The 15,886-nt window shown below is 62.7% G+C and carries 20 protein-coding genes; 16 read left to right on the top strand and 4 right to left on the bottom strand.

The window, feature by feature from the left end:
• Together EV130_RS21725 and EV130_RS21730 are read right to left on the bottom strand one after the other, a co-directional pair.
• Complete coding sequence (locus tag EV130_RS21725) at positions 1-2,388, bottom strand: phosphoketolase family protein (RefSeq protein WP_132661299.1); 2,388 nt, start codon at positions 2,386-2,388, stop codon at positions 1-3.
• A 259-nt stretch (positions 2,389-2,647) separates the two neighbouring features.
• Complete coding sequence (locus EV130_RS21730; RefSeq protein ID WP_132661302.1) at positions 2,648-2,983, bottom strand: hypothetical protein; 336 nt, start codon at positions 2,981-2,983, stop codon at positions 2,648-2,650.
• A 357-nt stretch (positions 2,984-3,340) separates the two neighbouring features.
• Between EV130_RS21730 and EV130_RS21735 the strand changes: the two genes are divergently transcribed.
• Together EV130_RS21735 and EV130_RS21740 are read left to right on the top strand one after the other, a co-directional pair.
• The gene (locus EV130_RS21735; protein WP_074060977.1) at positions 3,341-4,000 is read left to right on the top strand and encodes a phytochelatin synthase family protein; all 660 of its coding nucleotides are present in this window, start codon (positions 3,341-3,343) and stop codon (positions 3,998-4,000) included.
• A 73-nt stretch (positions 4,001-4,073) separates the two neighbouring features.
• Positions 4,074-4,322: a hypothetical protein gene (locus EV130_RS21740; RefSeq protein WP_074060978.1), complete on the top strand. Its 249-nt coding sequence runs from the start codon at positions 4,074-4,076 to the stop codon at positions 4,320-4,322.
• A gap of 231 nt (positions 4,323-4,553) precedes the next feature.
• Here the strand turns inward: EV130_RS21740 and EV130_RS21745 are convergent, their stop codons facing one another.
• On the bottom strand, positions 4,554-5,195 hold the full coding sequence (locus EV130_RS21745) for a dihydrofolate reductase family protein (protein WP_074060979.1): 642 nt from the start codon (positions 5,193-5,195) through the stop codon (positions 4,554-4,556).
• 147 nt (positions 5,196-5,342) lie between these two features.
• Here EV130_RS21745 and EV130_RS21750 point away from each other — a divergent pair, with 147 nt between their 5' ends.
• The 11 genes from EV130_RS21750 to EV130_RS21800 all read left to right on the top strand — a co-directional run bounded on the left by EV130_RS21750 (position 5,343) and on the right by EV130_RS21800 (position 13,305).
• Positions 5,343-5,678, top strand: coding sequence for an ArsR/SmtB family transcription factor (locus EV130_RS21750; RefSeq protein WP_074060980.1), 336 nt, complete (start codon positions 5,343-5,345; stop codon positions 5,676-5,678).
• Positions 5,679-5,681: 3 nt separating this feature from the next.
• Positions 5,682-6,161 carry an SRPBCC family protein gene (locus EV130_RS21755; RefSeq protein ID WP_074060981.1) on the top strand — a complete coding sequence of 160 codons (480 nt, stop codon included), beginning with the start codon at positions 5,682-5,684 and terminating at the stop codon, positions 6,159-6,161.
• A 54-nt stretch (positions 6,162-6,215) separates the two neighbouring features.
• Positions 6,216-6,521: a hypothetical protein gene (locus EV130_RS21760; RefSeq protein WP_074060982.1), complete on the top strand. Its 306-nt coding sequence runs from the start codon at positions 6,216-6,218 to the stop codon at positions 6,519-6,521.
• A gap of 297 nt (positions 6,522-6,818) precedes the next feature.
• Complete coding sequence (locus EV130_RS21765) at positions 6,819-7,124, top strand: DUF5676 family membrane protein (RefSeq protein ID WP_132552207.1); 306 nt, start codon at positions 6,819-6,821, stop codon at positions 7,122-7,124.
• A 22-nt stretch (positions 7,125-7,146) separates the two neighbouring features.
• On the top strand, positions 7,147-7,521 hold the full coding sequence (locus EV130_RS21770) for a hypothetical protein (protein WP_074060984.1): 375 nt from the start codon (positions 7,147-7,149) through the stop codon (positions 7,519-7,521).
• 109 nt (positions 7,522-7,630) lie between these two features.
• A complete protein-coding gene (locus EV130_RS21775) occupies positions 7,631-9,106 on the top strand; it encodes a multicopper oxidase family protein (protein WP_074060985.1) in 1,476 nt (491 codons plus the stop codon).
• Between the two features lie 56 nt (positions 9,107-9,162).
• On the top strand, positions 9,163-9,426 hold the full coding sequence (locus EV130_RS21780) for a DUF2933 domain-containing protein (RefSeq protein WP_132552209.1): 264 nt from the start codon (positions 9,163-9,165) through the stop codon (positions 9,424-9,426).
• Complete coding sequence (locus EV130_RS21785; protein ID WP_074060987.1) at positions 9,419-10,099, top strand: methyltransferase family protein; 681 nt, start codon at positions 9,419-9,421, stop codon at positions 10,097-10,099. The genes EV130_RS21780 and EV130_RS21785 overlap by 8 nt, the downstream gene beginning before the upstream one ends.
• Positions 10,092-12,311, top strand: a complete 2,220-nt coding sequence (locus EV130_RS21790; protein ID WP_074060988.1) for a copper-transporting P-type ATPase — start codon at positions 10,092-10,094, stop codon at positions 12,309-12,311. The genes EV130_RS21785 and EV130_RS21790 overlap by 8 nt, the downstream gene beginning before the upstream one ends.
• Before the next feature lie 95 nt (positions 12,312-12,406).
• Positions 12,407-12,844: an EF-hand domain-containing protein gene (locus EV130_RS21795; protein ID WP_132661345.1), complete on the top strand. Its 438-nt coding sequence runs from the start codon at positions 12,407-12,409 to the stop codon at positions 12,842-12,844.
• 95 nt (positions 12,845-12,939) lie between these two features.
• The gene (locus tag EV130_RS21800) at positions 12,940-13,305 is read left to right on the top strand and encodes a hypothetical protein (protein ID WP_132552211.1); all 366 of its coding nucleotides are present in this window, start codon (positions 12,940-12,942) and stop codon (positions 13,303-13,305) included.
• Positions 13,306-13,417: 112 nt separating this feature from the next.
• Here the strand turns inward: EV130_RS21800 and EV130_RS21805 are convergent, their stop codons facing one another.
• A complete protein-coding gene (locus EV130_RS21805) occupies positions 13,418-13,921 on the bottom strand; it encodes a cytochrome b (protein ID WP_132552212.1) in 504 nt (167 codons plus the stop codon).
• A 516-nt stretch (positions 13,922-14,437) separates the two neighbouring features.
• On the opposite strand from EV130_RS21805, the gene copM reads away from it, so the two are divergent.
• The 3 genes from copM (at position 14,438) to EV130_RS21825 (ending at position 15,872) form a co-directional block, all read left to right on the top strand.
• Positions 14,438-14,869: a CopM family metallochaperone gene (gene copM / locus EV130_RS21815; protein WP_074060993.1), complete on the top strand. Its 432-nt coding sequence runs from the start codon at positions 14,438-14,440 to the stop codon at positions 14,867-14,869.
• A gap of 11 nt (positions 14,870-14,880) precedes the next feature.
• Entirely contained in the window at positions 14,881-15,213 is a 333-nt protein-coding gene (locus EV130_RS21820) for a four-helix bundle copper-binding protein (protein WP_132661307.1), read from the top strand.
• 104 nt (positions 15,214-15,317) lie between these two features.
• The gene (locus EV130_RS21825; RefSeq protein WP_132661310.1) at positions 15,318-15,872 is read left to right on the top strand and encodes a cytochrome c; all 555 of its coding nucleotides are present in this window, start codon (positions 15,318-15,320) and stop codon (positions 15,870-15,872) included.
• Positions 15,873-15,886 lie beyond the last annotated feature (14 nt).

Raw genomic sequence — 15,886 nt, forward strand, 5'->3', positions numbered from 1 at the left:
TCATGAGGCCGGCCACTTCCAGTTTCTGACCTCGGGCATGTCCTCGCCATACTCCCGGACGTAGGCGTGGTGTTCGGCGAGTTTTCCATGCAGCCGGTCGAGAACATCCGGCACCTTTTCCTTCAATCCGGGCACGCGCTCGATGGCCTCGATGGCGAGATGGAAGCGGTCGAGCTCGTTCAGTACCGTCATGTCGAACGGCGTCGTCGTCGTTCCTTCCTCGATGAAGCCGCGCACGTGGATGTTTTCGTGGTTCGTGCGTTTGTAGGTGAGCCGGTGGATGAGATAGGGATAGCCGTGATAGGCGAAGATTACCGGTTTGTCCCTTGTGAAGATGCGGTCGAACTCGTCGTGCCCCAGCCCGTGCGGATGCTGCTCCTTGGCCTGCAGCGCCAGAAGGTCGACGACATTGACGACGCGCATTTTCAGATCTGGGATCAAGTCGCGAAGGAGGCTGACGGCGGCAAGCGTTTCCATCGTCGGAACGTCGCCGGCGCAGGCCATGACCACGTCGGGTGCGATCGTGTTGTCCTCGTTGCTGGCCCATTTCCAGATGCCGATGCCGGCCTTGCAGTGCTCGATCGCCTCATCCATCGGCAGATATTGCGGCTCCGGCTGCTTGCCAGCGACGATGACGTTGACGCGGTCGTACGTCTTCAGGCAATGGTCGCCGACCCAGAGCAGTGTGTTGGCATCCGGCGGCAGGTAGATGCGGACAGTATCGGCCTTCTTGTTGGCGACGAGATCGACGAAGCCCGGATCTTGATGGGAAAAGCCGTTGTGATCCTGCCGCCAGACATGCGAGGTGAGCAGGTAGTTGAGGGAGGATATCGGCTTTCGCCACTCAAGTTCGCGGGTGACCTTCAGCCATTTGGCGTGCTGGTTGAACATCGAGTCGATGATGTGGATGAAAGCTTCGTAGCACGAGAACAGGCCATGCCGGCCGGTCAGGAGGTAGCCTTCCAGCCAGCCCTGGCAAAGATGCTCGCTCAAGACCTCCATGACGCGGCCGTCGCGGGAAAGATGCAGGTCATAGGGCTCGATGTTCTCCATCCAGACGCGGTCCGTCGCCTCGAAGACGCTGCCGAGGCGGTTCGATTCCGTTTCGTCGGGGCCGAAGATGCGGAAATTCGCGTTCTTGGCGTTGAGCTTCAGCACATCGCGCAGGTACTGACCGAAAATCTCGGTCGACTGCACGGCCTGGCTGCCGCGGTCCTCGATACTGATCTCGTAGTCGTGGATATCGGGGACAGAGAGCTCCTTGCGCTGCAGGCCGCCATTGGCATGCGGATTGGCCCCCATCCGGCGGTTGCCCTCGGGCGCCAGCGCCTTCAGGTCGTCCTTCAGGCGTCCGTCCGCGTCGAACAGCTTTTCCGGCTCGTAACTGCGCATCCAGTCCTCGAGGATCTTCCGGTGGCCGTCGTCGCCGCGGCAGTTTGAGACCGGCACCTGATGGGCGCGCCAGAAGCCCTCGACCTTCTTGCCGTCGACTTCCTTCGGCCCCGTCCAGCCTTTCGGGCTGCGCAGCACGATCATCGGCCAGCGCGGCAGGCCCGTGCTGCCTGCGCGCGCGGTCGCCTGGATGTCCCTGATCTGGTCGAACACGGCGTCGAAGGCGGCCGCCATCTTGCCGTGCATGTCGGCCGGCTCGTGTCCCTCGACGAAGAAGGGCTGGTAACCATATCCCCGAAAGAGATCGCGGAGGTCCTCGTTGCTGGCGCGGGCGAGAATCGCGGGATTGGCGATCTTGTAGCCGTTGAGATGCAGGATCGGCAGCACCGCGCCGTCGCGGGCAGGGTTCAGGAACTTGTTCGAATGCCAGCTGGCGGCAAGCGGGCCGGTCTCGGCTTCGCCGTCGCCAACGACACAGGCGACGATCAACTCGGGATTGTCGAATGCGGCGCCATAGGCGTGGACGAGGGCATAGCCGAGCTCGCCGCCTTCATGGATCGAGCCGGGCGTTTCTGGTGCTGCATGGCTTGGAATACCGCCGGGAAAGGAGAACTGACGGAAGAGCTTGCGCATGCCGTCCGCATCCTCGGAAACATCCGGATAGATCTCGCTATAGGTGCCTTCGAGATAGGTGTTTGCGACCATGCCCGGCCCGCCATGACCGGGTCCGCACATGTAGATGATGTCGAGGTCGCGGGCTCGGATCATCCGGTTGAGGTGCGCATAGATGAAGTTCAGTCCCGACGTCGTGCCCCAGTGGCCAAGCAGGCGCGGCTTGATATGCTCGGGCTTCAGCGGTTGGCGCAAAAGCGGGTTGTCCAGGAGGTAGATCTGGCCGACGGAGAGATAGTTGGCGGCCCGCCAGTAGCGGTCGAGCAAGTCGACGTCGGGGCCGGAAAGCGTGGAAGGGGCAGTGTTCGAGGCGTGCTGTTCCATGGATTTCACCTGTTCGAAACGTGGTCAGGTTCAACTCTATCGGCTTGGGCCGGGTCGTTTCTTGATCTGGATCAGCGCACGGAGAATAGCGAGCGCCTCCCCGGCGATAATCTGCTCCCCGTCCGTGCGGAGTGAGCGTGGCGATCCTGCTGGCCGGCGCGCTGGTGACCGTCATGTTGGCACTGTTCCTGCCGTCGTCGAGATGAAGATCCATCCAAAAGAGGTGGGAGGCGACGCAGCGCCCGGTCTCGGGCAGGTTTCACCGATGCGCAAAAAACGCTCGCGTCCAGGCCGCCGAACGCCACCGACGCGCGGCCGATCTCGCCGGCGATGCGGAAGCAAAAAAAGGTGATGGCAGTCGAGCCAGCAGGTGATCCGGCGTGCCTTTCATGACCTCGGCAAGCCGCTCGCCACCGTCGCCCGAAAAAGGGCGCTCGAAGCTGTCGTCGCCTAGCGAATGACGAAGGACGAGCGCGCTGTCTTCGAAGTCGATCGTTCCCTTGCCGATCGGCCGGGAGGCGCCTGTGCCGGCATCGAAGATCATCACTCTCGATGATCCGGCATTGAAACTCAGGTGGACTGTCCCCGCATCCATGCTCGCATCTCCCCACCGAAGAGTGGCCGCAAGAACCGCCGCCGTTTTCGTGATCTAGGGCCTTTCACGCCCGCGTAAACCATGGCGGCTGCCGGAGTGCGAGACAACTGTGAACTGCCGTTGCGAGCCGGACAGCCGAGGCAAGAAGAAGCCCGCCGGAGCGGGCCAAGGTTGGGAGGTCTTCCCGAGGGAACTGGAGTCACAGCCTGATGTTAGGCTACCGCGGGCCCAAATTGAAGTACGTTCGGCAAGTTTCAGCGAATTTGGAAAGCCACGCCTTGCCCGACTGTGGCATCGCGTTGCTGTTGCTGCTGCTTCGAAGTATCGTCTGGTGCTCATCCATGTCGAGGTTCGGCAATGAAGCGCGGATGGATCTTCAGTTTGATTGCCGGCCTCGGCCTGTCGGCCGCAGCCGCACTTTACCTCATCAGCCCGTCGACTGTTTCGCCTGATCAGATCCGGGCCTCGGTCACCCAGGCGCCGGATCTGATCAACCGCGCCTGGGGACTCCCGGTCGCCGCCGCTTTCAAGTCGACAGTCACATGGCAATCGAACGGTTCGCGTTGTGGTCCGGCAAGCGTGGCGAACGTGCTCCGATCGATCGGCGAGGAGGAGACAACGGAAGCTGAAGTCCTCGACGGCACCGGAAAATGCTGGACAGGCATCTGCATCATGGGCCTGACACTTGATGAGCTCGCCGAAGTCGCAAAGGCACAGACTACAAGAAGCGTTTCGGTCCTTCGCGACCTTACGAGCGAGGCGTTTCATGATCATATGAGGCGAGCCAACGATGCCGACCGCCGCTATATCATCAATTTCAGCCGTGAGAGGATTTTTGGCGCCGGCGTCGGCCACCATTCGCCAATCGGCGGCTATCTGGAAGCCGAGGACATGGTGTTCGTTCTCGATGTGAACGAGAACTTCAAGCCCTGGCTGATCGAGCGCGAGCGCCTTTTTTCTGCGATGGACACCATGGACGGCGACAGAAAGCGAGGTCTGTTGCTGATCGATGAATAGCGTTTTCCAAGGCGTCATCATCTCGTCATCTTTAAGAGCGAGCGTTTGGCATGGACGAGCTTGAGAGGCTTCCGTGGATCACCGTCTCAACCACTACATAGAGATCACCAGCCGCATCAGATCGGGCAGGAGGTTCTGCGAGTTCATTGCATCCGGCGGAACGGTATGGGACCAGCCGGCCGGATCTCCATGGCGCAATGTGACGAGCGAGGTGATGGAGCGGGAGCGGCGGAACGTGGCGGAGCTGGAACGCATCAGGCTCAGACTCTATCCCGATCTGGCCGCCGAAGACGCGTCGCCGCCGCTCTACAACAGCCATTGACAGGTATGGCATTTCGCCTTGGGACCGAAGGCGCAACGATCGGCCCGAGTGGCCGGGATCCAATCGAAGAGCAAAGTGAGACCGAAGCTTGGCGGAGCCTCAAGCCCCGCCTCCTGCGGATGAGCGCTATGGGCGGCCGAAGGCGACGAGCGTCAGGGCAGGGAAGCGTCGCCAATAGGAGATATCATGGACCGTCTGTGGACAGTCCATGCGCCAGGCCACAGCGAGTGGCTAGCGCTTGAAGGCAAGATGGATGGTGCCGCTAGGTGCCGCTTCTGCCTTAACTGTATAGCCGATTTCGAGGCCACGCATATCGTCCCAGAGGCGGATGCCACGTCCGAGTAAAATCGGAGTGATGGCGACGTGGAGGCGATCGACAAGTCCTGCCTTGAGGAAGTCGCGAACGACGGTAGGACCACCCCCAACCCGCACATCCTTGCCGCCCGCGACATCAACTGCTCGCTGCAACGCATCAGCAGGCGTGGTGCCAAGGAAATGAAAAGTCGTCCCACCGGCCATCACTATGGAGGGCCTTGGCTTGTGGGTGAGGACGAAGACCGGAACCCGGAACGGTGGCTCATCGCCCCACCAGCCACGCCAGTTCGGATCGTCTGGAAAGTTGTGAAGCCCGAACATGCCAGCGCCCATTATCTCGGCACCCACGTTTTCGAAGTACTCCTTGGCGTAACTGTCATCGACGCCCATGGTCCCGGCCCCGCTGGTATCCTTGAGCACACGCTCACGGAACGTTCGGGTTGCGGCATATGCACCGACGAGACGCGGCCAGTCCTCGCCGAACGGGACTTCCGGAGTCTGATCCGTGGTTGTTGCGAAACCATCGAGCGAGATCATGAGATCGACACGAACTACCACTGTTGTTCTCCTTACGAGTGGTTGCAGCCTGGCGCCCCGATCTGCCGAGCCAGACACTAAGGCACTTGCCTTTGTATCAAAGCAAAATAGTAAGGCAAGTGCCTTTCTATTATTGACCCTGGGCCCGAGGTGTCTTAACAAGCCACGATGCCCTACCACTCGACTCCTCTCGATCTCGCCTTTCACGCTCTCAGCGACCCAACCCGCCGCGCGGTGGTATCGCGGCTGGCTGCGGGCGAGGTGCCTGTCAGGGTGCTGGCTGAGCCTTTCGACATGACGCTGCCCTCCTTCGCTCAGCATCTCAAGGTGCTGGAAGACTGCGGGCTGATAGCAAGCGAGAAGCGCGGGCGCAGCCGCTGGTGCCGTTTGGTCCAGGCGCGCTTCGACGAGGCGGCGGACTGGATGGCGTCAGAGCGCCTCCGCTGGACCCAGAGGCTGGATCGCCTGGAAGTGTACCTGGACAAGACGCAAGAGGATGTTTGAGACATGGCAGATCCGTTTCAGACCTGGTCGCTCGATCGCGAAATCGTGCTGGTCAAGTTGCTGAATCACCCGCGCGACAAGGTTTTTGCAGCTTGGATGGACCCGAAAGCGCTCGTCGAATGGTACGGTCCGGCAGGCCTGAAGATCGAAAGTCACGAGGCCGATATCCGTGAGGGTGGGGTCTGGCGGTTCGACATGGTGGGAGTGTTCGAAGGCAAGGAGCAGCGCTTCCCGAACCTCATGCGCTTTCTGGAGATCGTGCCGAATGAGCGGATCGTCATGGACTATGGCACCCCTGACCCTGAGGACCCTGACCGCTTCCGAGTTACGGTGACCTTCGATGAGCAGGCCGACGGCAAGACGGTGCTGACCATGCGCCAACTCCATCCCACCCGCGAGCGGCGTCAGTTCGTCATCGGCTTCGGGGCGGTCGAATATGGCCTGCAGACTTTGGATGGCCTCGCAGCGTGGCTTGACGGTTGACCGTTGCCACTCTCCGCGCGACATTCGATTGCGCAGTACGGCAGGAGTGAAAAGATGGGCGAACCGAACCGCTGGCGGCATATGCGAAGCGCACCGAGGGACGGGAGTCGCATCCTCGTTACGATCCGTGCGTCCGAACAGGGGCCAGGTACCGTTGACCTCGCCTATTGGTCGAATGGCGATCAGTTCGGCGGAGATGCCTGGCGGTCTTCGGATTCCGCGCCCGGCCGGATTATCGAATATGCAGAGACGGAACTGAAGTGCTGGATGCCAATGCCTTCAGCCAATCTCGATCGGTTGTCATTGCCCTCCGCCTGGGAGGGCAATGACGAGCAGGAACTCGACGGGTCAGGAATTTGAACTGTCTGCGGCTATTCGCATCGCGAAGATCCGAAACCTATCGGTTCTCGGTAGACGTCATGCTGCAAGAATTGACAAGTAGCATGACCGGTCTGGGCCGGCTGCGGGCATGATGCATCTGCTACACACGCGGGGTTCGGTGGATGACCGAACACCAAGGAAACGAAATGGCGCCGGGGAGTGCCAGGCTGTGTGAAATTTCCGCATTCTTGATTTGCGTCAAAGAAGGACGCAGCTGGCGAGTTCACTGTTGAATTGTCAACGTGGCGGCACAAACAGCCAGGCGAGGATCGTTCGATGGCGAACACAATCCTGCATGCTCATTCCGAAAGATCTTCGGCGGGTCCGGCGCATGTCTCCGTTCCGGTACTAGGCGCCACGATCGCCGCCTTCGCTGCAATTTCGTTCCTGCTATGCATGCTGCTTGGCCTCGTCGCTCCCGAATGGGGCCTGCATACACCATGGCTGCAGTTCTATCTCGGTCTGACCGGCTTCGATCCTCGAAGCCTGGCCCTTGGCCTCCTTCAAAGCGTCATCTTCGGCGGCTATACAGGAGCATTGATCGCTGCGATCTTCAACTTCATCAGCCGGCGCTTCGGCTGAGCAGGGGAACGGAGCCGCGCATATGGCCGCCGCCGACAGCCGCAGGTTCGCATTAGTGAACGCAGTGCTGACCTTCCTGGTCGCATTCGCGCTTCTCTTCGCGCCCGCGGCGCAGGCGATGCAGTGCCATGAACGTCCGGCCCACGGACACTCAGGGTTCGAGCATTCCTCTGTCGTGACAAAGGACGCCCACGCTTCACTTCTAGGCGGCCTTCACACTCCTGACCACAAAGGCTGCTGCACAGTCCAGTGCGGCTTCTGCATCGTCCTGACCGGCATGGTCAGGACACAAGCCCCCGCAACCACGGCTTCGTCCCTTCGCTTCGCATGGGGCGACCAGATCGGCAGCGGTCTGGCGCTTCCGCCGACGCTCGGTCCTCCTCGTCTTCCGGTCTGAGGATGCCGGAGGCCGCCTCGTCGCGGCATCCGGTTGCTTCGACGGGCTCCCTCCGGGCGCCCACGACCAATGGTCGGGAAAGCCGACCCGGAAATCAGGACCAACTGCAATGAAACGCCGTGAATTTCTCAACGATCTGATGGTTGGCGCAGCCTTGCTCGGCACATCGACCATCCTAACCCCCATGCGCGCCTTTGCTCAGCCCGCTACCCCCAAAGCGTCTGCGCCGCGCGCCTTGTCGGTCGGCTACAGGACCATCGACGTCAAGGGCAGATCCGCCCGAGTCTTCGGCCTCGTCCAGATGGACGGCAGACCGGGTCTGGCGCTGGACGCGGGAAGCGAATTCGACGTCGCTCTGTCGAGCGCCATCGACGAGCCGACGCTGATCCACTGGCATGGTCTGACGCCGCCCTGGGCGGCCGACGGTGTGCCGGCCAATCCGGCGGCACTGCTGCGGCCGTCCGAAACCCGCCGCTACACCTTTCCGGTCGGCGCCGGCGGTACGCACTGGATGCACGCCCACACGCTTCAGGAGCAGAACCTGCTGGCCGCCCCGCTGATCGTGCGGACCGCCGACGACCTGAAGCGGGACGAGCAGGACGTCATCGTCCTGCTGCACGACTTCTCTTTCCTGTCAGCGGAGGAACTGCTGGCGAAGCTGAAGGGGAATGCCGCGCCCGGCGTCATGCCGATGGATCACGGTTCGATGAATGGCATGGCCGGCATGCAGCACATGATGCCCGGCAACGGCATGACGGGCATGGCGATGCCGGGAATGGCGGCCATGGACATCAACGATATCGACTACGACGCCTATCTCGCCAACGACCGCGCGCTCGACGATCCCGAAATCGTCAGGGTCGACAAGGGCGGCCGCGTCCGCCTGCGCATCATCAACGGCGCGACGGCGACCGCTTTCACCATCGACACCGGCCGCCTTTCCGCAGAGCTGGTCGCCGTCGACGGGCAGAACGTGGAGGCTGTCGCCGGGACGACCTTCCCCGTCGCCATGGGCCAGCGTCTTGACATCCGCCTGAACCTGCCGAAGGAAGGTGGCGCCTTTCCCGTCCTTGCCCTCCGCGAGGGGGCGTTTCAACGCACCGGAATCGTCCTGGCCACCGCTGCGGCGGACGTCCGCAGGATTCCTGTTGCAGGCGAAGCGGAAGGGCCGGTCCTGGGGCTTGACCTCGAGCAGCGGCTGCGCCCTGTCAGGCCCCTGGCCGCCAGGCCGGTCGACCAACGCTTCGAACTCTCGCTGACGGGCGACATGGCCGCCTACACCTGGGGCGTCGACGGCGCGGACGGTCTCATCGTGAAGCGTGGCCAGCGGATCGAGGTAACGATCCGGAACATGTCGATGATGGCGCATCCGATGCACCTGCACGGACATCATTTCCAGGTGGTCGGCATCAACGGAGCGCCGGTCGTCGGCGCGGTGCGAGACACCGTCATGCTGCCGCCGATGGCGAGCGTCGTCCTGGCCTTCGACGCCGACAATCCCGGCCGCTGGCCGCTGCACTGCCACCACCTCTATCACATGGCGACCGGCATGATGGCCTATGTGACCTATCACGGCATCGGCTGATGCGTTCTCGAAGCCGCAAAGCCCTTTCTCCAACTTTAAGGAACCGAGGCAACCTCATGCATCAGAACCATTCATCTCCGTCGGCCTGGAGCACGTACAGCCGAACCGTCTTCGTCGCCTTCGCCGTCGTCGCGACAGGGCTCATCGCCTACGAGCACCGCGTACACGTCCTCGGCGTCCTGCCCTGGCTTCTCATCCTGGCCTGTCCCCTCATGCATCTGTTCATGCATCACGGACACGGCGCCCACTCCGGTCATGATCATTCGGACCAAGATGCGCGCATGACGCTGCACAAGCCGACGGAGAAAGAAGATGTCTGACACCCCCGCCTATGGACTCTGGAGCCTCGTGATCATCAATTCAGTGGTGTTCATCGCCTTCGCCGCGAGCTTCACCAGGCTCAAGACCAAGCGCGACTGGCGATCGCTCGGAGCGTTTTGCGCCTTCGTCGTGGCGTTCTTCACGGAGATGTACGGCTTCCCACTGACCATCTATCTGCTGTCCGGCTGGCTCGGCCGTCGGTTTCCAGGGGTCGACTTCTGGTCCCACGACGCCGGCCACCTGCTGGAAATGATGTTCGGCTGGCGCGTCAACCCGCATTTCGGGCCGTTCCATCTCCTGAGCAACATCCTGATTGTCGCCGGCTTCTGGCTGCTCGCGTCAAGCTGGCATGTCCTCTACGCCGCCCAGCGTGACCGCCGTCTGGCAACCACGGGAGCGTACGCGCAGATCCGGCACCCGCAATACGACGCCTTCGTCATCATCATGATAGGATTCCTGCTACAGTGGCCGACCGTGGTGACACTTGTCATGTTCCCGGTTCTGGTGTGGGTCTACGTGCGCCTTGCGAAACGGGAGGAGGAGGAGGCCGCGCGGGCGGAATTCGGAGCTGCGTGGGACGCCTACGCCAGTGCGGTCCCCCGCTTCCTTCCAAGGTTCGGCCGAGGAGCGGATGCCGCTGGAAGCCATCGCGGAGGAGCTGTCCATGACTGACCACAACGTCCATGAAGGCCATGCCCATGGCGGCCATCACCATCACCAAGAGGGGCGGCCGGCCACGCAAGCGGCCCCAGGGGAGGAGGCTCGGGAGGGCGTGATCTACACCTGCCCGATGCATCCGCAGATCCGGCAGATCGGCCCCGGCACCTGTCCGATATGCGGCATGACGCTCGAGCCGGAGGTCACCACGAGGCAGACCGGACCAAGTGCCGAACTTGTCGATATGACCCGGCGGTTCTGGATAGGACTGGCCTTGTCACTGCCCGTTCTCGCGCTCGAGATGGGCGGCCATCTGACGAACCTGCACATGGTGCTCGGTGCGCAGCTCTCGAACTGGATCCAGCTCGTGCTCGCGACACCCGTGGTTCTATGGGCCGGATGGCCGTTCTTCGAGCGGGCCTGGGCCTCGCTCGCCAACCGCAGCCTCAACATGTTCACGCTGATCGCCATGGGCACGGGCGTCGCCTGGATCTATAGCGTTGCCGCCACGGCGGCGCCGGACATCTTTCCTGCCACCTTCCGCGCCGCCGACGGTTCGGTCGCAATCTATTTCGAGGCGGCCTCCGTCATCACCGTCCTGGTGCTGCTGGGGCAGGTGCTGGAGCTCAGGGCGCGGGAGCAGACCGGCGGCGCCATCCGGGCGCTGCTTGACCTTGCGCCGAAGACGGCCCGCCGCATCCGGGAAGACGGTTCGGACGAGGATGTCGGACTGGACGCGGTCGCGGTCGGCGACCGCCTGCGCGTGCGGCCGGGCGAGAAGGTTCCCGTCGACGGGGAGTTGTTGGAGGGGCGCAGCTCCGTGGACGAATCCATGATCACCGGCGAATCCATGCCGGTGACCAAGGAGGTGGGCGCGAAGGTGATCGGCGGCACGATGAACCAGGGTGGCGGCTTCGTCATGCGGGCCGGTAAGGTGGGGCGCGACACGATGCTCTCGCAAATCGTCCGCATGGTCGCCGAGGCCCAGCGTTCCCGCGCGCCGATCCAGCGGCTCGCCGACCAGGTGTCCGGCTGGTTCGTCCCTACCGTTATCCTCATCGCGGTCGCCGCTTTCTTCGCCTGGGGCATCTGGGGGCCGGAGCCGCGCTTTGCCCACGGCCTCGTCGCCTCCGTCGCCGTGCTGATCATCGCCTGCCCCTGCGCTCTCGGACTGGCGACGCCGATGTCGATCATGGTGGGCGTAGGACGCGGTGCCAGAATGGGCGTTCTTATCAAGAATGCCGAGGCGTTGGAACGCTTCGAGAAGATCGACACGCTGGTCGTCGACAAGACGGGCACGCTGACGGAAGGCAGGCCGAAGGTGACCGCATTGAAGGCCGTCCAAGGTTTTGACGAACCAGAACTCCTGAGGCTGGCCGCCACACTCGAGCGAGGCAGCGAACATCCCCTGGCCGCGGCCATTGTGGCCGCAGCGCAGGAGAGGAACCTTGCCCTGAGCGAGGCCCGCGGGTTCGACAGCCCCGTCGGCAAGGGCGTGACCGGTACTGTCGATGGGAGGAAACTGATTATCGGCAGCCATCGGATCATGGCCGAGGCAGGCGTCGACCTTGCCGCTCTCATCGCCGACGCCGAGGCGCTTCGCGGTGAGGGCGCGACGGTGATCTTTGTCGCCGTCGACGGCAAAGTGGGTGGACTATTCGCCATCGCCGATCCGATCAAGGCGACGACGCCGGAGGCGCTGCGCTTGCTCAAGAAGGAGAATATCCGCGTGGTCATGCTGACCGGCGACAACAGGACGACGGCGGAGACGGTGGCACGGAGGCTCGGCATCGACGAGGTCGAGGCGGAGATCCTGCCGGAGGACAAGGGAAAGGTGGTCGCCAGGCTTCGAAGCGAAGGACGCATCGTCGCGATGGCCGGCGACGGGGTCAATGACGCCCCGGCGCTTGCCGCCGCCGACGTCGGCATCGCCATGGGCACAGGAACGGACGTCGCGATCGAGAGCGCCGGCGTGACGCTGCTCAAGGGCGACTTGCAGGGCATTGCCAGGGCGCGCAAGCTCAGCCACGCGACGATGAGCAACATCCGCCAGAACCTGTTTTTCGCCTTCATCTACAATGCAGCCGGGGTGCCGGTGGCGGCCGGCGTACTCTATCCGGCACTTGGGCTGCTGCTCTCGCCGATCATCGCGGCGGCCGCCATGGCGCTGTCCTCCGTCAGCGTCATCGGCAATTCCCTGCGCCTGCGCCGTTCGTCGTTGGACTAGGCGCCGACGCCGGTTGGAGCACGATGTGCGAATGCCTGTCCTGCGCAGGATGGAGGAGGCAGGTGAAAAGTGGATCACGCAAAAGGAGAATGGACATGACGACGACAAGATTTCTACAAGCGGCCACGCTGGCCGCGCTGACTGCTGTCGGCGGAGCTGGTCTGGCGCACGCGCAGACAAACGGTGGTGACCCGCATCATCCTGGCACATCAGCCCAGGCAGCTCCCCCGTCCGATGCGGACGACGGAATGACGGAAGAGGGCCAGAAAACCATGCCCGGCGGATCCGGCATGATGCCTGGCGGGATGGGGCGGAACATGATGATGCCGTCCGGCATGATGGGCGGCATGCCGATGATGGCCATGCGCGGGCATGTGATGAAGATCATGTTCGCGGTCGCCGACGCCGACGGAGACGGCGCGCTTTCCTTCGAGGAGGTGACGGCGATCCACAAGCGGATCTTCGACAGCGTGGACGCGAACAACGATGGCAAGGTCACGACCGAGGAGATGCAGGCGTTCATGCGGCCGTAGCGGGGGCAAGGTGAAAGCCTCCGAGACACCGCAAATAGTCGCGGAGTCTCCGAGGATATGATAAGCTCGAGGTGCATTGACCACGGGAGGGGGAGATGCGCCGAATCCTTCTGTCTCTGATCCTTTGCGCGCAGTCCGCATCGATCTCAGCGTCCGGACCTGCCGTCTTCCACACCGCTTCGTTCGGCGGCAGCCGGTCGGTCAGCCTCAGTCTTGCCGAGGGCAGGCCCGCCCGCGACCGGGCCTTCGATTTCGACGTCGTCATCACGCTGTCCGAATTCGACAGTGGCGGGACGGTGCTTTATCGGGACGGAGGAAGACACGAGGCGAGCGTTCGCTGCGTTTCTCCCGCCATGGTGCGGATCAATTCCGCCGACTATGCGATCGACGTATCGGCGCGGCCGGGAGCAGACTGGAAGCACGATCTGTGGGCTGCGCTCTGCTCTGCTCCGGTTTCGTGAGCGGCAGCTTGGCTGGGTTGATCGAGGCGCCAGTTCTTTCGGGGCAGTCTCGTTCACGATCCTGGCGTTCGTCGCCAAGACTGACCGCCACGTCGTTCTGACATCGGCCGCCTTACAGATTTTCAGCTGAGCTTTTCCGGCGCGGGAACACCATCCGGTCGACTGTGTCGTCGCGAAGGATGAGCGTGTGCCAGGCCGCCGCGGCGAGATGTAGCGCGGCCATCGCAAGGATGATCCTCGACCCGACGACGTGGTACGGCGCGATCGCGAACCAGAAGTAGCTTGCGACGAATCCCATGCAGGCCTGTCCGATGATCGCGGCGTAGAAAGCGCCATGAAGAGCAGTGGCGGCCCGCTTGGACCATGTTGCGCGCGCGGTGATCTCGGGAGGCTGGAGGAGACGAAGAACCAGCCGCGTGCCCATCAGCGCGCCGATGGCCATTCCCGCGTAGTTGTGAAGGTGGTGCTGGACGACGTCCCAGTACGACGGCGTCAGGCCCATATGGGCGGCGTGATGGGTTCTCTCGATGCTGCCGCCCGTCAGGTACTGGACCGGCACCAGGAGGGCCACCAGCCAGTGAAGTCCTATCTGGGCCAGCGAATAGCCACCGTTCATCGATCCTCTCCAAGCAAGAGGCGCAGACTAGCCGGTCGCAGTTAACGCTTCCTCATCGACCGTTGCCAAAACGCCGGGCTGCCACAGATCAATCGGGGACCTGGAACATTTTTGCTGCCGTACGCTTCTTCGGTGGAAGGGAAAATCAGCCAAATGAGGTCTGGGAGCATATACCGCTGTGCACAGGTGTTCGTCACCGCCTTACTGTTGGCGGTGAATTCCTTTGGCCTGGCCCAGGCGACCAGCTTTCAGAGCCAGTACTGCACCGTCGCTGCAGAGCATAGTCACCAAGGCGGGCATGCGTGCGGGCCGCAGACTGCGTGCTGTTCGGCGATGCACTGTTGTCCGATCCTCACGGAGCTCACCGCGGTTGCGGCTCCGCGCTTCCGATCGGAGCGGCATGAACGAATGTCGTGCGCATATCGGCCGCTGCTGCTGATCCGCGCGATCGATCCACCGCCCCGATCACCGGCAGGCTGAACCGAGCAACCACAACCTGATTTCGGAGATAGAAACATGAAGACGTTCACAAGCCTTTCCCTGTGCGCCGCGGCAGCCGCGGCTTCTCTAGCTTTCTCCGCCACGGCCCGGGCCCAGAGCACGATGGCCTACCCGGAAAAATGCAGGTCCCACAGCATGGACATGTCGAAGACGGACATGTCGTCGGGCGGCACGCAGATGGGCGAGATGACCGATTACCGGAAGGCGTCCATGGACGGGATGAAGGACATGAACATGAACATGATGCAGGGGATGATGAAGAAGGACGCCGACGTCTCCTTCGTGTGCGGCATGATCGCCCATCACATGGGCGCGATCAGCATGTCGGAGGTTGAGCTCAAGTACGGCGACAACGAAGAGGCCAAGCAGATGGCCCAGAAGATCATCGAAGCCCAGAAAAAGGAGATCGAAGAGATGTCCAAGTGGGTGGACAAGGAAGCCAAGTAGGAGATTGCGCCATGCATCACATGTCGACTGAAATGAAGGCCTGCATCGACAACTGCCTGGCCTGCTACGGCGAATGCCTGTCGATGGCCATGGGCCATTGCCTGGAACTGGGCGGGGAGCACACGAAACCCGCGCACTTCAAGTTGATGATGGCTTGTGCTGAGATCTGCCGGACCTCTGCGCATTTCATGCTGATCGGCTCGGAGCACCACAAGCACGTGTGCCCGGAATGCGCCGAAATCTGCGCCCAGTGCGCCGACGACTGCGAGCGGATTGGCGACATGCAGGGCTGCGTCGACGCCTGCCGCCGCTGTGCAGAGAGCTGCCGCAAGATGGCTGCGTGATCGAGGAGGGCGTTCGCCCTCTTCCTGCCCAGATGAGAAGGGATATCGGTTTCCAACGGATATCCGTTGCAAGCAACGTGGCATTTGATACTGACGGCGGGTCGATGAGGCAGCCTAAGTCCTGGAACAAGTTCGGACTGCCCTCCGTCGTGGGAGCCGTCCTGATGACGGCAATCCCGTCACCGGCCGCGGAAGATGTCGTGGGCCGCCGGCAGGCGGACATGAAAGCCATGGCCGCAGCGGCAAAGACCATCTCCGGCATGTTCAAGGATCCCGAAAGCTACAAGGCCGTCGAGTTCAGGTTGGCGGCCGACACCATCCGCGACAGGTCCGGGGGCATCCTTTCCGGACACTTCGCGTCCGAGGACGCCGACCCGCAGTCGAAGGCAAGGCCGAACATCCCCGAGGAGCGCGACCGGTTCGACCGCATCGCGAACGACCTGCGCGGCTACGCGGCCGCACTGGACGTCGCGGCGGAGCAAAACCCCGGACCGATGCCGGCCAGCATGCGCATGAAGCCTGGAGAGGCAATGGGCGGCGGGCCGCTCGGCACCCACATCCGTAACGAGCAGGAGCTGTCGGCGATGCCTGCGGAACACGTCTTCCACCTCATGATCCAGACCTGCACGACCTGCCACGCCAGGTTCAGGATGGAATGAGGACCGCTCGGCCG

It is taken from the genome of Rhizobium azibense, from assembly GCF_004342325.1.
Classification (GTDB): Bacteria; Pseudomonadota; Alphaproteobacteria; order Rhizobiales; family Rhizobiaceae; genus Rhizobium; species Rhizobium etli_B.